This is a genomic window from Methylobacterium sp. W2, assembly GCF_020662345.1.
Taxonomy (GTDB): domain Bacteria; phylum Pseudomonadota; class Alphaproteobacteria; order Rhizobiales; family Beijerinckiaceae; genus Methylobacterium.
Genome location: NZ_VMOA01000003.1, coordinates 93,568 through 114,613, shown reverse-complemented (window position 1 = coordinate 114,613; position 21,046 = coordinate 93,568). Strand labels below are relative to the sequence as shown.

The window sequence follows — 21,046 nt, the reverse complement described above, 5'->3', positions numbered from 1 at the left end:
GGGCTGCACCCGTGCGCGTGATGCTCGTGGAGGATTCCCTCGTGGTCCGCGCGCTCCTGCGCCACATCGTCGGCCGCGACCCGCGCCTCGAAGTGGTGGCCGCCGTCGCGTCCGGCGAGGAGGCCCTCGCGGTGCTGCCCAACGCCCGCCCCGACGTCATCTCGATGGATATCCGCCTTCCCGGCATCGACGGGCTCGAGACGACGCGCCGGATCATGGCCGAGCAGCCGACGCCTATCGTCGTCATCGCCGATTCGGTGGAGGATTCCTCCCTGCGCATCTCCATGAACGCCCTGCGCGCCGGTGCGCTCTCCGTGGTGGAGAAGCCGGTGGCGACCACCCATGCCGGCTACGATGCCGTCTCCGCCGAGATCTGCACGCAGTTGCGGATCATGGCCGAGGTGCCGGTGATCCGGCGCCGGCCGATCGGTTCGGAATGGGCCGGGCGCCGGGGCGCGCCCCTGTCGCCGTCCGACCTCGCCGCGCCCCCGGCCGCGTCGAACGCCGCCAGCGTTCTGGCGATCGCCGCCTCCACCGGCGGGCCGCCGGCCCTCGCCCGCGTCATCGGCGGGTTGCCCGACGGGTTCCCGCTTCCCGTCCTCGTGGTCCAGCATATGGGGCCTGCCTTCATGGAGGGCTTCGCCTCCTGGCTGAACGGCGTCGTCTCCCTGCCGGTCAGGCTCGCCTCCGATGGCGAGCGGGCCGAGGCCGGACATGTCTACGTGGCGCCCGGCGACAGGCACCTCGAATGGGCGCCCGGGGGATTTCTGCGCATCTCCGATGCGGTACCTGTGGGTGGCCAGCGCCCGGCCGCCACCGTCCTGTTCTCCTCGGTGGCTCGCCATGCCGGTGCGCGCGGCATCGGCGTCCTTCTCACCGGCATGGGCGAGGATGGCGCCACGGGCCTCCTCGCCATGCGCCAGGCCGGTGCCCAGACCGTGGCCGAGCACGAGAGCACCGCCATCGTCTTCGGCATGCCGGCCGCTGCGATCCGGCTCTCGGGAGCCTCCGCGATCCTCCCCCTCGACCGGGTCGCCCCCCATCTCGTCCGCCTCGCCCTGCCGGGCCTCGCGGCAGCGGACCCCTTCGCATGAGCGGGATCGGCAGTCCCGACGGCACCCTCCCCCGGCCCCGGATCCTGCTCGTCGAGGATTCGGAGACGCAGGCGCTCGAACTGCGTCTGCTCCTGGAGAGTCACGGTTTCTCGGTGGAACGCTGCCCCACGGCGGAAATGGCCCTCGACCATCTCAACACCCGCCTGCCCGACCTCGTCGTGGCCGATCACCACCTACCGGGCATGAACGGCGACGAATTCACCCGCCAGCTCCGCCTGTCGCTACGTACCCGCGCCCTCCCCCTGCTGATGCTCACCGGCGCCCGCGACGGCGAACGCCAGGGGCTGGAGAGCGGCGCCGACGCCTATGTGGCGAAATCCGCCGACCGGGACATCCTGATCCTGCGCATCCGCGCCCTCCTGCGCGAGCGCCAGGGGGGCGGCGCCCCCGGCGACGGGCCGGGTGTCTCGGCCTTCCGGCGCGGCCGCGTCCTCGTGGTCGACGGCAGCGCCACCTATCGCACCTTCCTCGCCGGCCTTCTCGCCCATGAGGGCCACGAGGTCCGCACCGCCGCCACCTACGACGCCGCCCTCGCCGCCCTCGACGAGGCCGATGCCGCCTTCGATTGCGTCACCATCGATCTCCTCGGCCCCGCCTATGACGGCCTCGCCCTGTGCAGGGCCATCGACCGGCGCCGGGCGGCGGGGATCGAGGCGCGGGAGGCCGGCGCGCCGACCTTCCATCTCGTCGGCATCGCCGGCAGCGCCCCGGCCAAGGACTTCCTGGTGGAAGCCTATGCGGCCGGGGCCGACGACGTGGTCTCGAAGGCCGATGGCGAAGTCCTCGTCGTCCGCGTCAGGGGCCTCGTCCGGCGCAAGCTCCTGGAGGAGGACGACCGCCGCATCGCCGGCGAGTTCGGCGCCCGCGAGCGCGCCCTCGAACGCGCCCGCGCCGAGGCCGAGGCGGCCGAGGCGCGTGCCGCCCTGGCCGGCGCCCTCGAACAGGCCAACCAGGATCTCGCCACCGCCAACCGCAAGCTCACGGATGCCCAGGCCAAGCTGGTCCAGGCCGCCAAGATGGCGTCCCTCGGCGAACTCGTCGCCGGCATCGCCCATGAGATCAACAATCCCCTCGCCTTCATCCTCGCGCATCAGGGCACGGTCGAGCGCCTGCTCGGCGAGATTGCGGCATCCGAGGCGGACCTCGCCTCGCACCGGGCGCTCGCCAAGTGCCGCGACCGCGTCGGCTCCATGCGCATGGGCCTCACCCGCATCCAGGACCTCGTCCTGAACCTGCGCAAGTTCTCGCGCCTCGACGAAGGCGAGCGCACCCTCGTCAACGTCCCCGACTCGATCGAGACGGTGCTCGCCCTGATCCAGCACAAGCTCGGGACGCGGATTACCGTCGAACGCGACTTCTCGGGCCGGCCCGAGATCCACTGCACCCCCGCTCTCCTCAATCAGGTCGTCATGAACATCCTCGGCAACGCCGCCGATGCCATGCCGGAATCCGGCATCATCACCATCGTCACGCAGGAATTGCCCGAGACGGACGTGATCCGGATCAGCGATACCGGTCCCGGTATTCCCGAGACCCTGCGGGAAAAGATCTTCGAGCCGTTCTTCACCACGAAGCCCGTGGGCGCCGGGACGGGCCTTGGGCTCGCGATTGCATACAGCGTGGTACAGGCGCATAGCGGCTCGCTCAGCGTGGAGACGGCCGAAGGGGGAGGAGCCTGTTTCGTGATCGGCATTCCGCGGCAGGCAGCGTAGACATGGTCAAAGGCACGATCCTCGCCGTCGATGACGAGCCGGACATCCTGATCGCCCTCGAAGACCTATTCGAGGACGATTACACGGTCGTCACCACGACGAAGCCGTCCGAGGCGCTCGATATCCTCAGGGCGAGCCCGGACATCGCCGTGATCCTCTCCGATCAGCGGATGCCCGGCATGACCGGCGACGTCATGCTGGCCGAGGCACGGGCATTCCACGACGCGCAGACGATCCTGCTCACCGGCTATGCCGACATGAGCGCCGTCATCGCCGCGCTCAACCGGGGCGGCATTACAGGCTACGTCACGAAGCCGTGGGACCCCGTCCTGCTGCGCTCCACCGTCCGCCAGGCCTTCGAGCGCCACAGCCTCGCCCGCGAGCTCGCCACCGAACGTGCCCTGTTGCTCGGGCTCCTCGACAATGCCGAAGACGCCATCGCGTTCAAGGACAAGGACGGGCGCTTCGTCCGCCTCAACGCGCGCAAGGCCGGGCGGCTCGGCCATACCGTCGCCGAGTGCCTCGGGCGCACCCGGGAGGAGATCGAAGGCAGGCCGAGCGGTGAGAGCACCGCCCGCGAAGCCGACCGCGCCGCGATCGCGAGCGGAAGCATCTCAGAGACGGTGTCCGCCGAGGGACCGGTGGGGGCGGAGCGCTGGAGCCATGTCACCCGCGTGCCGATCCGCGGCGCCGCCGGGGCCATCACCCACCTCGCCACCATCGAGCGCGACGTCACCGAGCAGAAGAACCTCGAGGCGCGCCTGCGTCAGTCGGACAAGATGCAGGCCCTGGGCACCCTCGCCGGCGGGATCGCCCACGACTTCAACAACCTTCTCACCGCGATCCTGGGCAGTCTCGAACTCGTCGGCCCCAAGATCGTCGATCAGCCGCGGGTCCAGCGCCTGGTCACCAACGCGGCGCAGGCCGCGCAACGCGGTGCCTCACTGACGAAGCGCCTCCTCAGTTTCAGCCGGGCGCGTGACCTGCGCCCCCGGTCGGTGGACGTGAATGCCCTCGTCGCCGGGATGGACGTGCTGCTCGGCGGGAGCCTCGGCGGCCTTGTCAGCGTGACCACCGATCTCGACGCCAGCCATCCGGCCGCCCGGGTCGATCCCGACCAGCTCGAACTCGCCATCCTCAACCTGTGCATCAATGCGCGCGACGCCATGCCCGACGGGGGATCAATCGCCATCGCCACCGGCGCGGTGACGGTGACCGACGATCCCGACCTGGCGGCGGGCGACTACGTCACCGTGACGATCACGGATTCGGGCATGGGCATCCCGCCCGAGATCCTGGCGCGGGTCTGCGAGCCGTTCTTCACCACCAAATCGGTGGGCCAGGGCACCGGCCTCGGCCTCGCCATGGTGTTCGGCCTCACCCAGCAATCGCAGGGCAAGCTTCGCATCACGAGCGAAGTGGAGAAGGGCACGAAGGTCGAAGTGTTTCTCCCTCGCGCGGACCTGGCCGAGGAGAGGCTGCCGCTCGCTGCCGTGACGGCGACGCGGGCTGCGAGCCCGGCACGGATCCTCGTGGTCGACGACGATGCCGAGGTCCGGCACGTCACCGCCTCCTTCCTCAACACCTTCGGCTACACCGAGACCGAGGCGGCCGACGGCGCGGCGGCGGTGGCCCTGTTGGAGGGCTCGTCCTTCGACCTCATCGTGGCCGATCTCGCCATGCCGGGAATGACGGGGGTCGAACTCGCCGAGATCGTGCGCCGGCGCTGGTCGACCGTTCCGATCCTCATCGTGACCGGCCATGCCGAGGCGATCCCGATCCCCGAGGACCTGCCGGTTCTGCGCAAGCCTTTCGAATCCGCCGATCTCGCCGCTTTGGTGTCGGGAATGCTCGTTTCCGCGGGGTGAGCCCCGGTGCCTCCGCACGGGATGTTTCGTGGCGGGGGGCGGGCCGATGGTCCGGCTAATGCGGGCAAAAAAAAAGGCGGCCTCGCGGCCGCCTTTTCGTCGTCAGATGGAGGGAGCTGAGGCTTACGCCGCGTCGGAGACCTGCGACGGGCCCGAATCCAAGCCACGGGCATCCACATCGCGATCGACGAACTCGATCACGGCGAGCGGAGCGTTGTCGCCGTAGCGGAAGCCGGCCTTCATGATGCGGCAATAGCCGCCCGGACGAGCGTTGTAGCGCGGGCCGAGGACGGCGAAGAGCTTGCGGACCATGGCCTCGTCGCGGATCTGCGACATGGCGAGGCGGCGCGTATGCAGGCTATCGATCTTGCCGAGCGTGATCAGCTTCTCGATGACCGGACGCAGATCCTTGGCCTTCGGCAGCGTGGTGATGATCTGCTCGTGCTTGATCAGCGCGGCGGACATGTTGGCGAACATCGCCTTGCGGTGTTCGGTGGTGCGGTTGAAGCGACGACCGCGAAATCCATGACGCATTTGGCTGTTCCTTGCTTATCTGGCCGCCGTGCCACGGTACGGCCGAGCGCCCCATGATCGGGGCTGTTCATTCCGCATGACCCCGCGGCGGGATTCTTTGGGAGTTCGCGTCGCGCGAACCCCCGTCGTGACGGCCAAACAAACGGCGTCGCGATGCGCCCGAAAATTCAGCCCGAGGCGGCTTCGCCTCCGCCTCAGTAGTGCTCTTCGAAGCGCTTGGCGAGATCTTCGATGTTCTCCGGCGGCCAGCCGGGGATATCCATGCCGAGGTGGAGACCCATCGCAGCCAGGACTTCCTTGATCTCGTTCAGCGACTTGCGGCCGAAATTCGGGGTGCGCAGCATCTCGCCCTCGGACTTCTGGATGAGGTCGCCGATATAGACGATGTTGTCGTTCTTCAGGCAGTTCGCCGAACGGACCGACAGTTCGAGCTCGTCGACCTTCTTGAGCAGGGCCGGGTTGAAGGGGAGCTGCGGCGCGAGCGGCTGCGCCTCCTCCTTGCGGGGCTCCTCGAAGTTCACGAACACCTGGAGCTGGTCCTGGAGGATGCGCGCGGCATAGGCCAGCGCGTCCTCCGGCGACACGGCGCCGTTGGTTTCGATCGTCATCGTCAGCTTGTCCTTGTCGAGATCCTGGCCCTCGCGGGTGGTCTCGATGCGGTAGGACACCTTGGTGACCGGCGAGAACAGGGCGTCCACCGGGATCAGACCGATGGGCGCATCCTCGGGACGGTTGCGCTCGGCCGGGACGTAGCCCTTGCCGGTGGCGACGGTGAATTCCATCCGGATCTCGGCGCCGTCGTCGAGGGTGCAGATGACGAGTTCGGGATTGAGGATCTGGATATCCCCGACGGCGGCGATGTCGCCGGCGGTGACGGTGCCCGGACCGGTCTTGCGCAGGGTGAGGCGCTTGGGCGCTTCGGTCTGCGACCGGATCGCGATGGTCTTGATGTTGAGGACGATGTCGGTGACATCCTCACGCACGCCGGGAATCGACGAGAATTCGTGCAGCACGCCGTCGATCTGCACGGAGGTCACGGCCGCGCCCTGGAGCGACGACAGGAGAACCCGGCGCAGGGAGTTGCCAAGGGTGGTGCCGAAGCCGCGCTCGAGAGGCTCGGCGACGACGGTGGCGACCCGCTTGGGGTCATGTCCGGTCGAAACCTGGAGCTTGTTCGGCTTGATGAGCTCTTGCCAGTTCTTCTGTATGACCACGGTCCTACCTCTCGCACTTCCGACACGAGCCACTGCAGTGGTCGGTCCTTGAGCCCTTCCCGTGCATCGCCTTGCACGGCTCGGTCTCGAAAATCATGTGCCCGCGACGCAGCGGGCGGTTAGTGGGCCGCGACCCAGAGTTCCGGGACGAAGCTGTAGGCCCCGCCCTCACGCGCCACGTAGCCGAGCGCCGGGAATTCCAGATGGCCCCCGGTCACGAAGGTTCTCTCGCTCGAGACCTCGTCCAGCATCCGCTTGCGCACCGCCCTCGCCTCGTCGGGATCCACGTCGAAGACCATCGTGGCCTCCGGACGTTTGAACTGGATCGCCGGCAGGTGGACGATATCCGCCCACATAAGGAGGGACGCCGAGCCCGAGACGATGCGAAAGCCGGTGTGACCCGGCGTATGCCCCGGCAAGGGAACCGCCGTGATGCCCGGAAGGACCTCAGCATCGGTCATCGTCCGCACGCGGCCGGCATAGGGGGCCACCGCCTTCTGCGCATTCTCGAAATACGGCCGGGCTCCCTCGGGAGCCCGTGAGATCGCTTCGTCCGCCAGCCAGTGCGCGCTCTCGGCCTGATGCAGGACGAGTTCCGCGTTGGGATAGGCCGCCGAACCGTCGTCGTGGATCAAGCCGCCGGCATGATCGGGATGGAGATGCGTGAGCAGCACCGTCTCGATGTCGCTCGGGCTGACCCCAGTGGCAGCGAGAGCGGCCGGAACCCGACCGAGCGTGTCACCGCCGAAACGGCCCATGCCCGAATCGATGAGGATCGGCTTCCGGCCGGGCCCCTCGATCAGGTAGGCGTTGAGCGTGATCCGAGGGGCCTGCGCACGAAAGCCGGCCGCCTGAAGCGAACCGGCCTCGTCCGACCCGATCCCGGTGACGAGATCGAGGGAGCCTTGAAGGTAACCGTCATTCAGAACGGTGACGGTCAGATCGCCAAGGCTCCAGCGTAGAACGCCGGGGAGCGCCTTCACGGCATCGGGCACACGTTTCTCCGCTTTCACACCAAAGGGCCGAGCAACGAACCGGTATCAGACGCGCCGACGCTTGCGCGGACGGCAGCCGTTATGCGGGATCGACGTCACGTCGCGGATGGAGGTCACGGTGAAACCGGCGGCCTGCAGCGCGCGGAGAGCCGATTCACGGCCCGAACCGGGACCGGAGACCTCGACCTCGAGGGTGCGCATGCCGTGCTCGGAGGCCTTGCGGGCCGCGTCCTCGGCCGCGACCTGGGCGGCGTAAGGCGTCGACTTGCGCGAGCCCTTGAAGCCCATGGCGCCGGCGGAAGACCACGAGATGGTGTTGCCCTGCGCGTCGGTGATGGTGATCATCGTGTTGTTGAACGAGGCGTTCACGTGGGCGACGCCCGACACGATGTTCTTGCGTTCGCGGCGGCGAATGCGGGTTGCTTCCTTGGCCATTGTCTCTCGTCTCGTCCTTCAGGCGCGCCCGTCATTCCAGGCGCTCGGGATTCTTTATGCGGTGCTGACGGCGCGGCTGTGGATGACCGTGCCGCCATACAGGTGGCCCGCTCGCGGGCCACCCAACGCGACAGAAAGGAGGCAGAGCGCAGCGCTGCCTCCCAATCTCGAAAAATTACTTCTTCTTGCCGGCGATCGGCTTCGACTTGCCCTTGCGGGTGCGCGCATTGGTATGCGTACGCTGACCGCGGACGGGCAGGTTGCGGCGATGACGCAGGCCGCGGTAGCAGCCGAGGTCCATCAGACGCTTGATGTTCATCGACACTTCACGGCGCAGATCGCCCTCGACGATGTAGTCGCGGTCGATCGTCTCGCGGATCGACAGCACCTCGGCGTCGGTCAGCTGGTTCACGCGGCGCTCGGCGGGGATGCCGACCTTGCCGGTGATCTCTTCGGCCTTCTTCGCGCCGATGCCGTGAATGTACTGGAGCGCGATGACGACGCGCTTGTTGGTCGGGATGTTGACGCCTGCGATACGGGCCAAGGTCTCACTCCATTGGGCGCTCGGACGCAACGGTCCGGCCCTGCTGTGTCACGCGCGTCCGGTGGAGGCCGGCCCCTGCGCGCCGCCCATAACGACAAATCGGCCCGCAGCACCTCTTGAACCGAGGCGCTCCAGACCCATCACGCATGGACGAATAACGGCCTGCTAGCGCGAGCCGACAATATTGTCAACGTCCACCGAGACGATGATTTCAGGACGCGGTGGTGTTGGCCAGGGGCTCGAGCAGAGCCATCACCTCGTTCGTGACCTCGTCCACCGGCTTCATGCCGTCGACGGTCCGAAGCATGCCGAGGCTCGCATAATAGGCCGACAGAGGCGCCGTCTGCGCGCGAAAGGCGGCAAGGCGCGTCTTGAACACTTCGGGCGTATCATCCTTGCGGACGGGTTCCCCGCGTGCGGCGGTCTCGGCGGCGCGCTTGGCGATGCGCCCGACCAGGATCTCCTCGTTCACCGCGAACTCGACGACGGTGTCGAGCGACAGGTTCTTCTCGGCCAGCATCCGGTCCAGGGCCGCGGCCTGCTCCACCGTGCGGGGGAACCCGTCGAGGATGAAGCCGGGGCGGGCATCCGCCTCCTCGATCCGGTCGGCGACGATTCCGACGACGACGGAATCCGGAACCAGACCACCGCTCTCCATGATCGACTTCGCTTCGAGACCGACGGGCGTTCCCGCAGCCACGGCCGCGCGCAGCATGTCGCCGGTGGAGAGTTGCGGAATGCCGAAACGCTCGACGATCCGGGCCGACTGGGTCCCCTTACCGGCGCCAGGTGGTCCGAGCAGAATGATCCGCATAGCGTCGTTGTCCTCGTCCGGTAGCCGCGTCGGGCGTTGTGGTTCAGGCGTTCAGGTCATGGAAAGACGATGCCTCTCGGCATCGTCTTCTGGTCGATCGGCTTCGTCTCGGGCGCCTCAGCGGCGCCGTGTGGCGCCGCGCAGCTTCGCCTTCTTCACGAGGCCCTCATACTGGTGGGCCATCAGATGTCCATGGACCTGGGCCACCGTATCCATCGTCACGGAGACGACGATGAGGAGCGAGGTGCCACCGAATCCGAGGCTTGCCGATGCGTAGGAGGCCAGGATCTCCGGCACAAGGCAGACGAAAGTCAAATACAGGGCGCCGATGAGGGTGATGCGCGTCAGCACCTTGTCGATGAAGGCGGCGGTGCGCTCGCCCGGACGGATGCCGGGGATGAAGCCGCCCTGCTTCTTCAGATTGTCCGCCGTCTCCTGCGGGTTGAAGACCACCGCCGTGTAAAAGAACGCGAAAAAGATGATCAGCGCCGCATAAAGAACCATATAAAGCGGTCGGCCGTGGCCGAGATAGGTCGTGATCGTCGCCAGCACGCCGGTGCCGCCGTTATTGGCCGAGAAGCTCGCCACGGTGGCGGGCAGCAGAAGCAGGGACGACGCGAAGATCGGCGGGATCACGCCGGCGGTGTTCAGCTTCAGCGGCAGGAACGAGGTCTGACCCTCGTACATGCGATTGCCGACCTGGCGCTTGGGGTAGTTGATCAGAAGCCGGCGCTGAGCCCGCTCCATGAACACGATGAAGTAGACGAGGACGATGGCCGCCAGACCGACGCCGAGGATGACGGCGGCGGACAGCGCACCGGTCCGGCTCAGCTCCAGGGCACCGACGATGGCGGTGGGCAGATGGGCGACGATGCCGGCGAAGATGATGAGGGAGGAGCCGTTGCCGATCCCGCGCGACGTGATCTGCTCACCGATCCACATCAGGAACAGGGTTCCGCCCGTGAGCGTGATCACGGTGGACAGGATGAAGAACGGACCCGGATCGATCGCGGCGCTCGAACTCTGGAGGCCGAAGGCGATGCCCCAGCTCTGCACCAGAGCCAGCACCACCGTGAGATAGCGCGTGTATTGGTTGATGACCTTGCGGCCGGACTCACCCTCCTTCTTCAGCGTTTCCAGGCTCGGGATCACCGAGGTGAGAAGCTGAATGATGATGGAGGCCGAGATGTACGGCATGATGTTGAGGGCGAAGATCGCCATGCGCTCGACGGCACCGCCGGAGAACATGTTGAACAGACCGAGGACGCCGCCGGCCTGCTGCTGGAAGTTCCGCGCGAACTGCTCGGGGTCGATGCCGGGGATCGGGATGTAGGTGCCGAGGCGAAACACCACTAGCGCACCCAGCGTGAACCAGATGCGCTTCTTGAGCTCGTCGGCCTTGGCGATGGCCCCGAAATTGAGGTTCGCGGCAAGCTGCTCGGCGGCTGAGGCCATGGCACCCGTTCCTGAAATCGATCCAGATTGGGGGTTGAAGCACCCCCGAACAAACTGAAACGGCGGCCACGCGCAGGTCGCACGGGCCGCCGCTCAGAGCTTCGACTTAAAGTCTGCCCCGACGCTACGCAACAGCGGCGTCGGAAGACTTATTCCGCGGACGGCTTGCCGCGGGTGGAGATGCCGGCACCGTAAGCGACATTGACCGTGCCGCCGATCTTCTCGACAGCTTCGACCGCCGATTTCGACGCGCGGGTGACCTCGAAGGAGAGCTTCGCGGTCAGTTCGCCGACGCCGAGCAGCTTCACGCCGTCACGGGGACGAGCGATGATTCCGGCGGTGACGAGGGATTCCACCGTGACGACCGCCGAAGCGTCGAGACGGCCGGCATCCACAGCCTGCTGGACGCGACCGAGATTCACCTCGTTCAAGTCCGTGGAGTACAGGTTGTTGAAGCCGCGCTTGGGCAGGCGACGGTGAAGCGGCATCTGGCCGCCCTCGAAGCCCTTGATCGAGACGCCGGTACGGGCCTTCTGACCCTTGACGCCGCGACCAGCGGTCTTGCCCTTGCCGGAGCCGATGCCCCGGCCGACGCGCATCCGATTCTTGGTTGCGCCGTCGTTATCGTGGATTTCGTTGAGTTTCATGATGCCCTCCCTCAGGCCGCGTCGTCGAGGACGCGCACGAGGTGGTGCACCTTGCGGATCATTCCGCGCACGGAGGGAGTATCCTCCAGCGTGGCCACCCGGTGCAGCTTGTTGAGCTTAAGGCCGATCAGCGTCGCACGCTGGTCGCCCTCGCGGCGGATCGGCGAGCCGATCTGCTCGACGCGGAGAGTCTTCGTTGCCATTGCACCCTCCCCTTAAGCGACTGCAGCTTCGGACAGGTCGGACGGATCGGCATCGCGACGGCGAGCCTGAAGCGTCGACACCTTGAGACCCCGACGGGCAGCCACGGCGCGCGGGCTGTCCTCGTTCTTCAGCGCCTCGAAGGTGGCGCGGACGAGGTTGTAGGGGTTCGACGAGCCGAGCGACTTGGCCACGACGTCCTGCATGCCCAGCGTCTCGAAGACGGCGCGCATCGGGCCGCCGGCGATGATGCCGGTACCCTGGGGGGCGGCGCGCAGGATGACCTTGCCCGCACCGTGACGTCCGTAGACGTCGTGGTGGAGGGTACGGCCCTCGCGCAGGGCGACACGGACGAGACCGCGCTTGGCGGCTTCCGTGGCCTTGCGGATGGCTTCCGGCACTTCGCGTGCCTTGCCGTGGCCGAATCCGACGCGACCCTTCTGGTCGCCAACGACGACGAGGGCCGCGAAACCGAAGCGACGGCCGCCCTTCACCACCTTGGCGACACGGTTGATGTGGACGAGCTTGTCCACGAATTCGCTGTCGCGCTCCTCGCGCTCATCACGGCGGCCGCGGCCACCGCCTTCCCGTTCACGTGCCATGTTTGAATCCTGTCTCACTGACGCGGGCGGCGGAGCCCGCTCGCTTGATAGCTTGTCCGAGGGACGGCCTGTGCCGCCCCTCCCCGCCTGGTCTTAGAATTCGAGGCCACCCTCACGGGCGGCATCGGCGAGCGCCTTGACGCGCCCATGATAGATGTAGCCCGAGCGGTCGAAGATCACCTTGGTGACTCCGGCAGCCTTGGCGCGCTCGGCGACGAGCTTGCCGACGGCCGCGGCCGCTGCCGTATCGGCACCGGTCTTCAGGCCCGAACGGAGATCCTTGTCGAGGGTCGAGGCGGCGGCGAGGGTCTTGCCCTCGGCGTCGTCGATGACCTGGACGTAGATCTGCTTGGAGGAACGGAACACCGAAAGCCGGGGCCGTCCATTCGCCGCCGCCCGCAGCGCGCGGCGCACACGCGCCTTGCGGCGGTCGAGTGCATCGATTTTGCGTGACATGATGGCCGGCCCTTACTTCTTCTTGCCTTCCTTGCGGAAGATGAACTCACCCGCGTACCGCACGCCCTTGCCCTTGTAGGGCTCGGGACCGCGGTAGTCGCGAATCTCGGCTGCCACCTGTCCCACCACCTGCCGGTCGATGCCGGAGATGACGATCTCGGTGGGCTTGGGCACCGCGATCGTGATCCCGACCGGGATCTCGTACTCGATGTCGTGGCTGTAGCCGAGGGAGAGCTTGAGGGCCTTGCCGGCCATGGCGGCACGATAGCCGACGCCGGTGATCTCGAGCTTCTTCTCGAACCCCTTGGAGACGCCCTCGACGAGGTTCGCCACCTGAGCCCGGGAGGTGCCCCACAGCGAGCGGGCCTCCTTGGTCTGGTTCTTGGGCAGCACCGAGACGGCGCCGTCCTCGAACATCACGTCCACCACATTGGGGACGACGTATTTGAGCTCACCCTTGGAGCCCTTCATCGTTACCGTCTGACCGGTTACCGTGGCCGTCACACCGGACGGGACGGGAACGGGCTTCTTGCCTACGCGAGACATTGCCTTTCCTCCAAGTCCGAGATCAGAACACCTTGCAGAGCACTTCGCCGCCGACGTTGCGCTCACGCGCCTCGTGGTCGGCCATGACGCCCTGCGGGGTGGACACGATGGTGACGCCGAGGCCATCGGCGACGCGGGGAAGTTCGGTCACGGCCGAATAGACGCGGCGGCCGGGCTTCGAAACGCGCTGGATCGAGCGGATGACGGGCTGGCCGTCATAGTACTTGAGCTCGATCGAGAACTCGGTGCGGCCATTGCCGAAATCGGTCGTGGCGTAATCGCGGATGTAGCCCTCGGCCTTGAGGACATCGAGAACGCTCGCCCGGAGACGCGAGCCGGGCGTCTGAACGACGTTGCGGCGGCGCATCTGGCCGTTGCGGATGCGGGTGAGCATATCACCCACGGGATCGTTGACCATGGTGTCTGCTCCTTACCAGCTGGACTTGACCAGACCGGGGATGAGACCCCGATTGCCAAGTTCCCGAAGCGCCACACGCGAGATGCCCATCTTGCGGTAGAAAGCGCGGGGACGTCCCGTGATGCCGCAACGGTTGCGGACCCGGGTCGCCGACGAGTTGCGGGGCAGTTCCGCGAGCTTGAGGCGCGCCTCGAAGCGCTCCTCCATCTCGAGGCCTTCGTTGTTGGCCGTGGCAAGGAGGGCCTTACGCTTGGCGGCGAACCGCTTCACGAGTTCCTTGCGGTGGTTGTTCTTCTCGACTGAGCTTTTCTTTGCCATGTCTCTCTCCAGTGTCCGCGTCTAAGCGCTTTTCAGCCCTTACTGCCGGAACGGGAATCGGAATTGCGACAGGAGCGCGCGCGCCTCGGCATCGGTGCGAGCCGACGTCTGGATCACGATGTCCATGCCCCAGGTGGCATCGGCCTTGTCGTAGGAGATCTCGGGGAACACGAGGTGCTCCTTGAGGCCCAACGCGTAGTTGCCGTTGCCGTCGAACGAACGGGGGTTCAGGCCGCGGAAGTCACGAACGCGCGGGAGCGCGATGGTGATCAGACGGTCCATGAACTCGTACATCCGATGCTTGCGCAGGGTGACCTTGCAGCCGATCGGCATGCCTTCGCGGACCTTGAAGGTCGCGATCGCCTTGCGGGCCTTGGTGATGACCGGCTTCTGGCCGGCGATCAGGGCAAGGTCGCCGGCGGCGACGGAGGCCTTCTTGGAATCGGCGGTGGACTCGCCGACGCCCATGTTGATCACGATCTTCTCGATGACCGGAACCTGCATGGGGTTCTTGTAGCCGAACTCTTCGATCAGCTTCTGGCGAACGACCTCATCGTAATGCTTGCGCAGACGAGGGGTGTACGCGTCGTTGTTCTTCTCAGCCATCGATCAGATCCCCCGAGCGCTTGGCGAACCGGACCTTGCGGCCGTCGTCGAGAATGCGGAAACCAACGCGCGTGGGCTGACCGTCCTTCGGGTCGGCAATCGCAATGTTGGACAGATGAATGGCGGCTTCCTTGGAGATGATGCCGCCTTCCTGGTTCTGCGTCTGCTTCTGGTGCTTCTTGACCAGATTGACCCCACGCACGAGCGCACGGTCTTCCTTCGGCATCACCTGGATGACTTCACCGGACCGACCCTTGTCGCGTCCGGTGAGAATGACGACCTTGTCGCCCTTCTTGACCTTGGCAGCCATCACAGCACCTCCGGAGCGAGCGAGATGATCTTCATGTGGTTCCGGGCGCGCAACTCGCGCGGCACGGGTCCGAAGATACGGGTGCCGATCGGCTCTTTCTGATTGTTGATCAGGACAGCGGCGTTCTTGTCGAACCGGATCACGGATCCGTCGGCGCGCTTCACTTCCTTGGCGGTGCGAACAACGACGGCTTTCATGACGTCGCCCTTCTTCACGCGGCCGCGGGGAATGGCCTCCTTCACCGAGACGACGATGATATCGCCAACTCCGGCATACTTGCGCTTCGACCCGCCGAGAACCTTGATGCACATCACGCGACGCGCACCAGAATTGTCGGCGACGTCCAGATTCGTCTGCATCTGGATCACGAGAGTGACCTTTCCTTGTTTCAGACGGGTTTCCGCACACGGACGGTATTGTCCGGCGGACGACGTCTGATGGGGATCTGATGTCCCCGGCTCATATAGAAGGACCGCGCATTCGGCGTTTCTCAACGCCGGCGCGGTCGCCGCGGTCCAAGAGTGCGAACACCCTTTTGCATGTCGCGAAGGACGGCCTGTTACTATAGAGACCCGCCCCGTGCAAGAGCAAAGACGCGCGGCTGCAATGATGCGATCGACCCGGGCGCCCTGCCGAGAGCAGGAAAACAGGGCGGTTCGCGTCGCCGTCGCGCCCTTTCAGCAAGCGCCGCACGTCGACACACGACGAACGGTCATGTCGGCCGCAAGGCACGACGGTGCTTTTCGTAATATCGACGTCGGATGATTCGTCCGCGGGTGCTGCGGAAGACCAGCCGCATCATGCAGGCGACCCGATACGCGATCCGGTGTCCCCGGTGACCGATGGACGACGCAAAAAAGCGGGCGCAGAAGCTGCGCCCGCTTTAACGACCCTGCATCGGGCTCACGCTTCGGCGGAAGGTGATTCCACGGCGGCTGCGCCACCTTCGATGAGCTTCCAGGTCTTGGTCTTCGAGAACGGACGGCATTCCTCGATCGACACGGTCTGGCCGACCTTGGCGACGTTGGTCTCGTCGTGGGCGTGGTAGTTCTTCGAACGACGGACCGTCTTCTTCATCACCGGATGGGTGAAGCGACGCTCCACCTTCACGACGATGGTCTTCTCGCCCTTGTCGCTGACGACGACGCCCTGCAATACGCGCTTCGGCATGGTGTACTCCTCAAGCCTGCGCGGACTTCAGCGTCTTCTGACGCTGGAGAGTGCGAACGCGGGCGATATCGCGGCGGACCTCACGGACCCGTGCGACGTTCTCGAGCTGGCCGGTGGCGCCCTGGAAGCGCAGGTTAAACTGCTCCTTCTTCAGGTTCAGCAGCTCATCGTTCAGCTGATCGGGCGACAGGGCGGCCAGATCCGACTGTCTCTGTGACGACTTCATGATCCCCTCCCCTTAGTCAGCGATGCGCTGAACGACGCGCGTGCGGATCGGGAGCTTCGCCGCACCGAGGCGCAGGGCCTCCTTGGCGATGTCCTCGGCGACGCCGTCGACTTCGAACATGATACGTCCGGGATGCACGCGGGCAGCCCAGAACTCGGGTGCACCCTTACCGGAGCCCATTCGGACTTCGGTGGGCTTTGCCGTGACCGGAACGTCCGGGAAGATCCGGATCCAAACACGGCCCTGGCGCTTCATTTCACGGGTGATCGCGCGGCGAGCCGCCTCGATCTGCCGTGCGGTGACGCGCTCGGGTTCGATGGCCTTCAGGCCAAAGGTCCCGAAATTCAGGTCGAAGCCGCCCTTGGCCGCACCGTGGATGCGACCCTTGAACTGCTTACGAAACCTGGTCTTCTTGGGTTGCAACATGGCAGCCTCTCAACACCTTCTATGGCTAACGGGCATACGCGATCACGCCTCAGGCGTGGTCGCGCCGGCCGCGTTCGCGGCCACCCTCGCCATCGCGCTCGCGACGTCCGCCCGAACGGCCGCCTTCTTCCTGAGCGCGCTTGTCCTGCGCCATCGGGTCGTGTTCGAGGATTTCGCCCTTGAACACCCACACCTTGATTCCGCACGTCCCGTAGGTCGTGAAGGCGGTCGCCACGCCGTAATCGACATCCGCGCGCAGGGTATGCAGCGGGACGCGACCTTCGCGGTACCATTCCTGGCGAGCGATCTCGGCGCCGCCGAGACGACCCGAACAGTTGATCCGGATGCCTTCGGCACCGAGACGCATGGCCGACTGCACGGCGCGCTTCATGGCACGACGGAAAGCGACACGACGCTCGAGCTGCTGGGCGATCGAATCGGCCACCAGGGTGGCATCGATCTCGGGCTTGCGCACCTCGACGATGTTGATTGTCACGTCGGCCTTGGTAAGGGTGCCGACGAGCTTGCGCAGCTTCTCGATATCCGCGCCCTTCTTGCCGATCACCACGCCCGGACGACCCGAGTGGATGGTGACGCGGCACTTCCGGTGCGGACGCTCGATGACGATCTTCGAGACCGCCGCCTGCTTCAGCTGCTTCATGAGGGCGGCGCGGATGGCCACGTCCTCGTGCATCAGCTTGGCGTATTCACCCTTCTGGGCGAACCAGCGGGAGTCCCAGGTCCGGTTGATACCGAGCCGCAGACCGATCGGATTGACTTTCTGGCCCATCAGGTCCTCCTCACGCCGCTTCGGCGGTCGGGACTTCGCGCACCACGATGGTGAGGTTCGCGAAGGGCTTCAGGATGCGGGCGCCGCGGCCACGCGCACGGGCGTGGAACCGCTTGAGCACGAGCGCCTTGCCGACGAACGCCTCGGAGACGACGAGATCGTCGACATCGAGGTCATGGTTGTTCTCGGCATTGGCGATGGCGCTCTCGAGGCACTTCTTGACCTCGCGGGCGATCCGCTTGCGGGAGAATTCCAGGTCGGCCAAAGCCGACTCGACCTTCTTACCGCGGATGAGTTGCGCAACGAGATTGAGCTTCTGAGGGCTCACGCGCAGCATGCGCGCGACGGCCTTCGCTTCGTTCTCGGGGAGCGCGCGGGGGGTGGCTTGCTTGCCCATCTCAGCGCCTCTTCGCCTTCTTGTCGGCTGCGTGGCCATGGAAGGTACGGGTCGGCGAGAACTCGCCGAACTTATGACCGACCATCTCCTCGGACACGTAGACCGGGATATGCTTCTGTCCGTTGTGCACACCGAAGGTGAGCCCGACGAACTGCGGCAGGATCGTGGAGCGACGGCTCCAGATCTTGATGACTTCGTTGCGGCTGGATCCGCGAGCGGTCTCAGCCTTCTTGAGGAGGTAGCCGTCGATGAACGGCCCCTTCCAGAGCGAGCGTGCCATGAGGGTTACTTCTTGCGGTTGTGACGGCTGGCGAGGATGAAGACGTCGGTCCGCTTGTTGGAGCGGGTCTTCTTCCCCTTGGTGGGCACGCCCCAGGGCGTGACCGGGTTACGGCCGCCCGAGGTACGACCCTCACCGCCGCCGTGCGGGTGATCGACCGGGTTCATGGCAACGCCGCGGACGTGCGGGCGCTTGCCGAGCCAGCGATTGCGACCGGCCTTGCCGAGGGAGATGTTCATGTGGTCCGGGTTCGACACCGCACCGACACTGGCGAAGCACTGGCCGTGGACCAGGCGCTGCTCTCCCGAGTTCAGGCGCAGCGTGACGTAGCCCTGGTCGCGTCCGACGATCTGGGCGTAGTTCCCGGCCGAACGGGCGATCGCGCCGCCCTTGCCGATCTTCAGCTCGACGTTGTGGACGATGGTGCCCACCGGCATGTTGCCGACCGGGCCGGCATTGCCCGGCTTGATGTCGACCTGCTCGGCGGCAATCACCTTGTCGCCCGGCGACAGGCGCTGAGGAGCGATGATGTAGCTCTGCACGCCGTCGGGGAAGGTGATCAGCGCGATGAACGCCGTACGGTTGGGATCGTACTCGATCCGCTCCACCGTCGCGGCGACGCCGAGCTGCTCACGCCGCTTGAAATCGACGTTGCGCAGGGTGCGCTTGTGTCCACCGCCGCGGAAGCGGACGGTGATGCGACCGAGGTTGTTGCGGCCGCCCGAGGACGACTTGCCCTCGGTGAGCTTCTTGACCGGCTTGCCCTTGTAGAGCTCACGGCGGTCGACAAGCACGAGCTGGCGAAGGCTCGGCGTGACCGGTTTGAATGTCTTCAAGGCCATCGGCTTGATCCTAACGCTTTTCGTGTCAGAGCCCGGTCGTGACGTCGATCGTTTCACCCTCGGCGAGGGTCACGATCGCTTTCTTCACGTCCGAACGCTGTCCGCGAAGCCCGCGGAAAATCTTCTTCTTGCCCTTGGTGACGAGCGTGTTCACGCCCGTGACCTTGACGTCGAACAGCTTCTCGACCGCTTCTTTGATCTGCGGCTTGGTAGCCTTCGGGGAGACCCGGAAGACGACCTTGTTCTGCTCGGTGAGGTTCGTCGCCTTCTCGGTGATGACCGGGGAGACGATGATGTCGTAGTGGCGCGGATCGGCACTCATTTGAATCGCGCCTCCAGCGCATCGATCGCTGCGCGCGTCAGCACGAGCTTGTCGCGACGCAGGATGTCGTAGACGTTGATGCCCTGGACCGGCAGGACGTCGATCTGCGGGATGTTGCGGGCGGCGCGACCGAAGTTCACGTCGACCTCGGCGCCGCTGATGATCAGCGCGCTGGACAGGCCCATCTTCTCGAACCGCTCGACCAGGTTCCTGGTCTTGCCGTCGGCGAGCGTCACGTCGTCCACGATGATGAGGGTCTCGGCCTTCACCTTGGCGGACAGGGCGTGGCGGAGAGCCAGAGCGCGGACCTTCTTGGGCAGGTCGTGGGCATGGCTGCGCACGACCGGACCGAAGGCGCGTCCACCGCCGCGGAACTGCGGAGCGGAGGCGGCGCCGTGACGAGCGTTACCGGTGCCCTTCTGCTTGTACAGCTTCTTGCGCGTGCGGTTGACGTCCGAACGGTTCTTCACCGCATGGGTGCCGGCCTGACGCTTGGCAAGCTGCCAGCGCACCATGCGCTGAAGCAGATCGGCGCGGGGCTCGAGACCGAAGATGGTCTCGTCCAGGTCGATGGACCCGGCGCCATCGCCGTCGAGAGTGGTGATATCGAGCTTCATCACGCGTTCTCCTCGGAAGCGGGAGCCTCGGGAGCCGGAGCTTCGGTGGCGGGAGCAGCGGAGGAACCGTTCTCACGGAACTTGCCCGGCTGCGGCACGTCGGCGGGGAGCTTGCGCTTCACCGCGTCGCGGATCTGGATCCAGCCGCCGGCGACACCGGGGACGGCGCCTTCGACGAGGATGAGGCCACGCTCGGGATCCGTACGCACGACGCGCAGGTTCTGGGTCGTGACCCGGTCGACGCCCATGTGACCGGGCATCTTCTTGTTCTTGAAGGTCTTGCCGGGATCCTGGCGGCCACCGGTCGAACCGATCGAACGGTGCGAGATGGATACGCCGTGGGTGGCGCGCAGACCGCCGAAGTTCCAGCGCTTCATACCACCGGCGAAGCCCTTACCCGTGGTCGTGCCCGTCACGTCGACGAACTGACCGGGGATGAAGTGGTCGGCGGTGATCTCGGCACCGACCGGGATCAGCGCGTCCTCGGACACGCGGAACTCGGCAAGCTTCTGCTTCGGCTCGACCTTGGCGACCGCGAACCGGCCGCGCTCGGCAGCCGACACGTTCTTCACCTTGGCCTTGCCGACGCCGACCTGAAGGGCGACGTAGCCGTTCTTCTCGACGGTACGGTGGGCAACCACCTGGCATTGATCGATTTTAAGCACTGTCACGGGGACATGTTCGCCAGCATCCGTAAAGATGCGGGTCATGCCGACCTTCTGTGCAATGACGCCTGAGCGCATAGGTGTCTCCCTCGCGCGATTCTACGGTAAGCTCTAAATCCCCGCGGGACTTAGAGCTTGATCTCCACGTCCACGCCAGCGGCGAGGTCGAGCTTCATCAGCGCGTCCACGGTCTGCGGCGTCGGATCGACGATATCGAGGACGCGCTTGTGAGTGCGCATCTCGAACTGCTCGCGCGACTTCTTGTCGATGTGCGGCGAGCGGTTGACGGTGAACTTCTCGATATGCGTCGGCAGCGGGATCGGACCACGGATGGTCGCGCCGGTGCGCTTGGCCGTCGACACGATCTCGCGGGTCGAGGCATCGAGGATGCGATGATCGAACGCCTTGAGGCGAATGCGGATATTCTGACCGTTCATGACCTGAAACCTTGGCGGGACTTAAGAAGGGGCGGGCGCGAGGACCCGCCCCTCTGTCGATCCCAGCAGACTGAGCGTACCGAA

Annotated in this window: 31 protein-coding genes; 3 read left to right on the top strand and 28 right to left on the bottom strand. The window is 66.0% G+C overall.

The window, feature by feature from the left end; genetic code table 11:
• Positions 1–20 precede the first annotated feature (20 nt).
• The 3 genes from cheB to FPV16_RS02690 are packed head-to-tail and all read left to right on the top strand — an operon-like array spanning position 21 to position 4,695.
• Positions 21–1,094, top strand: coding sequence for a chemotaxis-specific protein-glutamate methyltransferase CheB (cheB, locus tag FPV16_RS02700; RefSeq protein WP_227436011.1), 1,074 nt, complete (start codon positions 21–23; stop codon positions 1,092–1,094).
• Complete coding sequence (locus tag FPV16_RS02695) at positions 1,091–2,827, top strand: response regulator (RefSeq protein ID WP_227435892.1); 1,737 nt, start codon at positions 1,091–1,093, stop codon at positions 2,825–2,827. Before cheB ends, FPV16_RS02695 begins: the two co-directional genes overlap by 4 nt.
• 2 nt (positions 2,828–2,829) lie before the next feature.
• Positions 2,830–4,695 carry a response regulator gene (locus FPV16_RS02690; RefSeq protein WP_227435889.1) on the top strand — a complete coding sequence of 622 codons (1,866 nt, stop codon included), beginning with the start codon at positions 2,830–2,832 and terminating at the stop codon, positions 4,693–4,695.
• Between the two features lie 123 nt (positions 4,696–4,818).
• Here FPV16_RS02690 and rplQ read toward each other — a convergent pair whose 3' ends face one another.
• The 28 genes from rplQ to rpsJ form a co-directional block, all read right to left on the bottom strand.
• On the bottom strand, positions 4,819–5,229 hold the full coding sequence (rplQ, locus tag FPV16_RS02685) for a 50S ribosomal protein L17 (protein WP_018044203.1): 411 nt from the start codon (positions 5,227–5,229) through the stop codon (positions 4,819–4,821).
• Between the two features lie 194 nt (positions 5,230–5,423).
• Positions 5,424–6,443 (bottom strand): DNA-directed RNA polymerase subunit alpha, encoded by a 1,020-nt coding sequence (locus FPV16_RS02680; RefSeq protein WP_018044204.1) that lies wholly within the window; start codon positions 6,441–6,443, stop codon positions 5,424–5,426.
• Between the two features lie 119 nt (positions 6,444–6,562).
• Entirely contained in the window at positions 6,563–7,438 is an 876-nt protein-coding gene (locus FPV16_RS02675; protein WP_227435887.1) for an MBL fold metallo-hydrolase, read from the bottom strand.
• Between the two features lie 45 nt (positions 7,439–7,483).
• Positions 7,484–7,873 carry a 30S ribosomal protein S11 gene (rpsK, locus tag FPV16_RS02670; RefSeq protein ID WP_018044206.1) on the bottom strand — a complete coding sequence of 130 codons (390 nt, stop codon included), beginning with the start codon at positions 7,871–7,873 and terminating at the stop codon, positions 7,484–7,486.
• 175 nt (positions 7,874–8,048) lie between these two features.
• On the bottom strand, positions 8,049–8,417 hold the full coding sequence (gene rpsM, locus FPV16_RS02665) for a 30S ribosomal protein S13 (RefSeq protein ID WP_018044207.1): 369 nt from the start codon (positions 8,415–8,417) through the stop codon (positions 8,049–8,051).
• A 211-nt stretch (positions 8,418–8,628) separates the two neighbouring features.
• Positions 8,629–9,231 carry an adenylate kinase gene (locus FPV16_RS02660; protein WP_227435885.1) on the bottom strand — a complete coding sequence of 201 codons (603 nt, stop codon included), beginning with the start codon at positions 9,229–9,231 and terminating at the stop codon, positions 8,629–8,631.
• A gap of 117 nt (positions 9,232–9,348) precedes the next feature.
• Positions 9,349–10,686: a preprotein translocase subunit SecY gene (gene secY / locus FPV16_RS02655; RefSeq protein ID WP_056251141.1), complete on the bottom strand. Its 1,338-nt coding sequence runs from the start codon at positions 10,684–10,686 to the stop codon at positions 9,349–9,351.
• A gap of 149 nt (positions 10,687–10,835) precedes the next feature.
• Positions 10,836–11,333 carry a 50S ribosomal protein L15 gene (gene rplO / locus FPV16_RS02650; protein WP_027172977.1) on the bottom strand — a complete coding sequence of 166 codons (498 nt, stop codon included), beginning with the start codon at positions 11,331–11,333 and terminating at the stop codon, positions 10,836–10,838.
• Positions 11,334–11,344: 11 nt separating this feature from the next.
• Positions 11,345–11,536 (bottom strand): 50S ribosomal protein L30, encoded by a 192-nt coding sequence (gene rpmD, locus FPV16_RS02645; RefSeq protein ID WP_018044211.1) that lies wholly within the window; start codon positions 11,534–11,536, stop codon positions 11,345–11,347.
• 12 nt (positions 11,537–11,548) lie between these two features.
• The gene (rpsE, locus tag FPV16_RS02640) at positions 11,549–12,136 is read right to left on the bottom strand and encodes a 30S ribosomal protein S5 (RefSeq protein ID WP_018044212.1); all 588 of its coding nucleotides are present in this window, start codon (positions 12,134–12,136) and stop codon (positions 11,549–11,551) included.
• Positions 12,137–12,229: 93 nt separating this feature from the next.
• Positions 12,230–12,592, bottom strand: coding sequence for a 50S ribosomal protein L18 (gene rplR, locus FPV16_RS02635; protein WP_018044213.1), 363 nt, complete (start codon positions 12,590–12,592; stop codon positions 12,230–12,232).
• A 12-nt stretch (positions 12,593–12,604) separates the two neighbouring features.
• A complete protein-coding gene (gene rplF / locus FPV16_RS02630; protein WP_227435882.1) occupies positions 12,605–13,138 on the bottom strand; it encodes a 50S ribosomal protein L6 in 534 nt (177 codons plus the stop codon).
• A gap of 22 nt (positions 13,139–13,160) precedes the next feature.
• Positions 13,161–13,556, bottom strand: coding sequence for a 30S ribosomal protein S8 (gene rpsH / locus FPV16_RS02625; RefSeq protein WP_018044215.1), 396 nt, complete (start codon positions 13,554–13,556; stop codon positions 13,161–13,163).
• 12 nt (positions 13,557–13,568) lie between these two features.
• Positions 13,569–13,874, bottom strand: coding sequence for a 30S ribosomal protein S14 (rpsN, locus tag FPV16_RS02620; RefSeq protein WP_018044216.1), 306 nt, complete (start codon positions 13,872–13,874; stop codon positions 13,569–13,571).
• A 39-nt stretch (positions 13,875–13,913) separates the two neighbouring features.
• Entirely contained in the window at positions 13,914–14,480 is a 567-nt protein-coding gene (gene rplE / locus FPV16_RS02615) for a 50S ribosomal protein L5 (protein ID WP_027172974.1), read from the bottom strand.
• Positions 14,473–14,790, bottom strand: a complete 318-nt coding sequence (rplX, locus tag FPV16_RS02610) for a 50S ribosomal protein L24 (RefSeq protein WP_018044218.1) — start codon at positions 14,788–14,790, stop codon at positions 14,473–14,475. Before rplX ends, rplE begins: the two co-directional genes overlap by 8 nt.
• Positions 14,790–15,158 carry a 50S ribosomal protein L14 gene (rplN, locus tag FPV16_RS02605; protein ID WP_018044219.1) on the bottom strand — a complete coding sequence of 123 codons (369 nt, stop codon included), beginning with the start codon at positions 15,156–15,158 and terminating at the stop codon, positions 14,790–14,792. Before rplN ends, rplX begins: the two co-directional genes overlap by 1 nt.
• Positions 15,159–15,693: 535 nt before the next feature.
• Entirely contained in the window at positions 15,694–15,960 is a 267-nt protein-coding gene (rpsQ, locus tag FPV16_RS02600) for a 30S ribosomal protein S17 (protein WP_227435881.1), read from the bottom strand.
• A 10-nt stretch (positions 15,961–15,970) separates the two neighbouring features.
• A complete protein-coding gene (rpmC, locus tag FPV16_RS02595; RefSeq protein ID WP_018044221.1) occupies positions 15,971–16,186 on the bottom strand; it encodes a 50S ribosomal protein L29 in 216 nt (71 codons plus the stop codon).
• 12 nt (positions 16,187–16,198) lie between these two features.
• Positions 16,199–16,612, bottom strand: a complete 414-nt coding sequence (gene rplP, locus FPV16_RS02590) for a 50S ribosomal protein L16 (protein WP_018044222.1) — start codon at positions 16,610–16,612, stop codon at positions 16,199–16,201.
• A gap of 49 nt (positions 16,613–16,661) precedes the next feature.
• Entirely contained in the window at positions 16,662–17,402 is a 741-nt protein-coding gene (gene rpsC, locus FPV16_RS02585) for a 30S ribosomal protein S3 (protein ID WP_227435880.1), read from the bottom strand.
• Positions 17,403–17,412: 10 nt separating this feature from the next.
• Entirely contained in the window at positions 17,413–17,799 is a 387-nt protein-coding gene (rplV, locus tag FPV16_RS02580) for a 50S ribosomal protein L22 (RefSeq protein ID WP_018044224.1), read from the bottom strand.
• 1 nt (position 17,800) lies between these two features.
• Positions 17,801–18,079 carry a 30S ribosomal protein S19 gene (gene rpsS / locus FPV16_RS02575; protein WP_018044225.1) on the bottom strand — a complete coding sequence of 93 codons (279 nt, stop codon included), beginning with the start codon at positions 18,077–18,079 and terminating at the stop codon, positions 17,801–17,803.
• Between the two features lie 5 nt (positions 18,080–18,084).
• The gene (rplB, locus tag FPV16_RS02570; RefSeq protein ID WP_227435879.1) at positions 18,085–18,921 is read right to left on the bottom strand and encodes a 50S ribosomal protein L2; all 837 of its coding nucleotides are present in this window, start codon (positions 18,919–18,921) and stop codon (positions 18,085–18,087) included.
• A 25-nt stretch (positions 18,922–18,946) separates the two neighbouring features.
• Positions 18,947–19,243 (bottom strand): 50S ribosomal protein L23, encoded by a 297-nt coding sequence (locus FPV16_RS02565; protein ID WP_018044227.1) that lies wholly within the window; start codon positions 19,241–19,243, stop codon positions 18,947–18,949.
• Positions 19,240–19,860: a 50S ribosomal protein L4 gene (rplD, locus tag FPV16_RS02560; RefSeq protein ID WP_027172970.1), complete on the bottom strand. Its 621-nt coding sequence runs from the start codon at positions 19,858–19,860 to the stop codon at positions 19,240–19,242. The genes FPV16_RS02565 and rplD overlap by 4 nt, the downstream gene beginning before the upstream one ends.
• Entirely contained in the window at positions 19,860–20,603 is a 744-nt protein-coding gene (gene rplC / locus FPV16_RS02555; RefSeq protein WP_018044229.1) for a 50S ribosomal protein L3, read from the bottom strand. The genes rplD and rplC overlap by 1 nt, the downstream gene beginning before the upstream one ends.
• A 50-nt stretch (positions 20,604–20,653) precedes the next feature.
• Positions 20,654–20,962: a 30S ribosomal protein S10 gene (gene rpsJ / locus FPV16_RS02550; RefSeq protein WP_018044230.1), complete on the bottom strand. Its 309-nt coding sequence runs from the start codon at positions 20,960–20,962 to the stop codon at positions 20,654–20,656.
• Positions 20,963–21,046 lie beyond the last annotated feature (84 nt).

Coding starts and splice junctions, on each gene's coding strand:
- cheB (WP_227436011.1), top strand. CDS start 21: ATGCTCGTGGAGGATTCCCTCGTGGTCCGCGCGCTCCTGCGCCACATC.
- FPV16_RS02695 (WP_227435892.1), top strand. CDS start 1,091: ATGAGCGGGATCGGCAGTCCCGACGGCACCCTCCCCCGGCCCCGGATC.
- FPV16_RS02690 (WP_227435889.1), top strand. CDS start 2,830: ATGGTCAAAGGCACGATCCTCGCCGTCGATGACGAGCCGGACATCCTG.
- rplQ (WP_018044203.1), bottom strand. CDS start 5,229: ATGCGTCATGGATTTCGCGGTCGTCGCTTCAACCGCACCACCGAACAC.
- rpsK (WP_018044206.1), bottom strand. CDS start 7,873: ATGGCCAAGGAAGCAACCCGCATTCGCCGCCGCGAACGCAAGAACATC.
- FPV16_RS02660 (WP_227435885.1), bottom strand. CDS start 9,231: ATGCGGATCATTCTGCTCGGACCACCTGGCGCCGGTAAGGGGACCCAG.
- secY (WP_056251141.1), bottom strand. CDS start 10,686: ATGGCCTCAGCCGCCGAGCAGCTTGCCGCGAACCTCAATTTCGGGGCC.
- rplO (WP_027172977.1), bottom strand. CDS start 11,333: ATGAAACTCAACGAAATCCACGATAACGACGGCGCAACCAAGAATCGG.
- rpmD (WP_018044211.1), bottom strand. CDS start 11,536: ATGGCAACGAAGACTCTCCGCGTCGAGCAGATCGGCTCGCCGATCCGC.
- rpsE (WP_018044212.1), bottom strand. CDS start 12,136: ATGGCACGTGAACGGGAAGGCGGTGGCCGCGGCCGCCGTGATGAGCGC.
- rplR (WP_018044213.1), bottom strand. CDS start 12,592: ATGTCACGCAAAATCGATGCACTCGACCGCCGCAAGGCGCGTGTGCGC.
- rplF (WP_227435882.1), bottom strand. CDS start 13,138: ATGTCTCGCGTAGGCAAGAAGCCCGTTCCCGTCCCGTCCGGTGTGACG.
- rpsH (WP_018044215.1), bottom strand. CDS start 13,556: ATGGTCAACGATCCCGTGGGTGATATGCTCACCCGCATCCGCAACGGC.
- rpsN (WP_018044216.1), bottom strand. CDS start 13,874: ATGGCAAAGAAAAGCTCAGTCGAGAAGAACAACCACCGCAAGGAACTC.
- rplE (WP_027172974.1), bottom strand. CDS start 14,480: ATGGCTGAGAAGAACAACGACGCGTACACCCCTCGTCTGCGCAAGCAT.
- rplX (WP_018044218.1), bottom strand. CDS start 14,790: ATGGCTGCCAAGGTCAAGAAGGGCGACAAGGTCGTCATTCTCACCGGA.
- rpsQ (WP_227435881.1), bottom strand. CDS start 15,960: ATGCCGAAGCGCGTATTGCAGGGCGTCGTCGTCAGCGACAAGGGCGAG.
- rpmC (WP_018044221.1), bottom strand. CDS start 16,186: ATGAAGTCGTCACAGAGACAGTCGGATCTGGCCGCCCTGTCGCCCGAT.
- rplP (WP_018044222.1), bottom strand. CDS start 16,612: ATGTTGCAACCCAAGAAGACCAGGTTTCGTAAGCAGTTCAAGGGTCGC.
- rpsC (WP_227435880.1), bottom strand. CDS start 17,402: ATGGGCCAGAAAGTCAATCCGATCGGTCTGCGGCTCGGTATCAACCGG.
- rplV (WP_018044224.1), bottom strand. CDS start 17,799: ATGGGCAAGCAAGCCACCCCCCGCGCGCTCCCCGAGAACGAAGCGAAG.
- rpsS (WP_018044225.1), bottom strand. CDS start 18,079: ATGGCACGCTCGCTCTGGAAGGGGCCGTTCATCGACGGCTACCTCCTC.
- rplB (WP_227435879.1), bottom strand. CDS start 18,921: ATGGCCTTGAAGACATTCAAACCGGTCACGCCGAGCCTTCGCCAGCTC.
- FPV16_RS02565 (WP_018044227.1), bottom strand. CDS start 19,243: ATGAGTGCCGATCCGCGCCACTACGACATCATCGTCTCCCCGGTCATC.
- rplD (WP_027172970.1), bottom strand. CDS start 19,860: ATGAAGCTCGATATCACCACTCTCGACGGCGATGGCGCCGGGTCCATC.
- rplC (WP_018044229.1), bottom strand. CDS start 20,603: ATGCGCTCAGGCGTCATTGCACAGAAGGTCGGCATGACCCGCATCTTT.
- rpsJ (WP_018044230.1), bottom strand. CDS start 20,962: ATGAACGGTCAGAATATCCGCATTCGCCTCAAGGCGTTCGATCATCGC.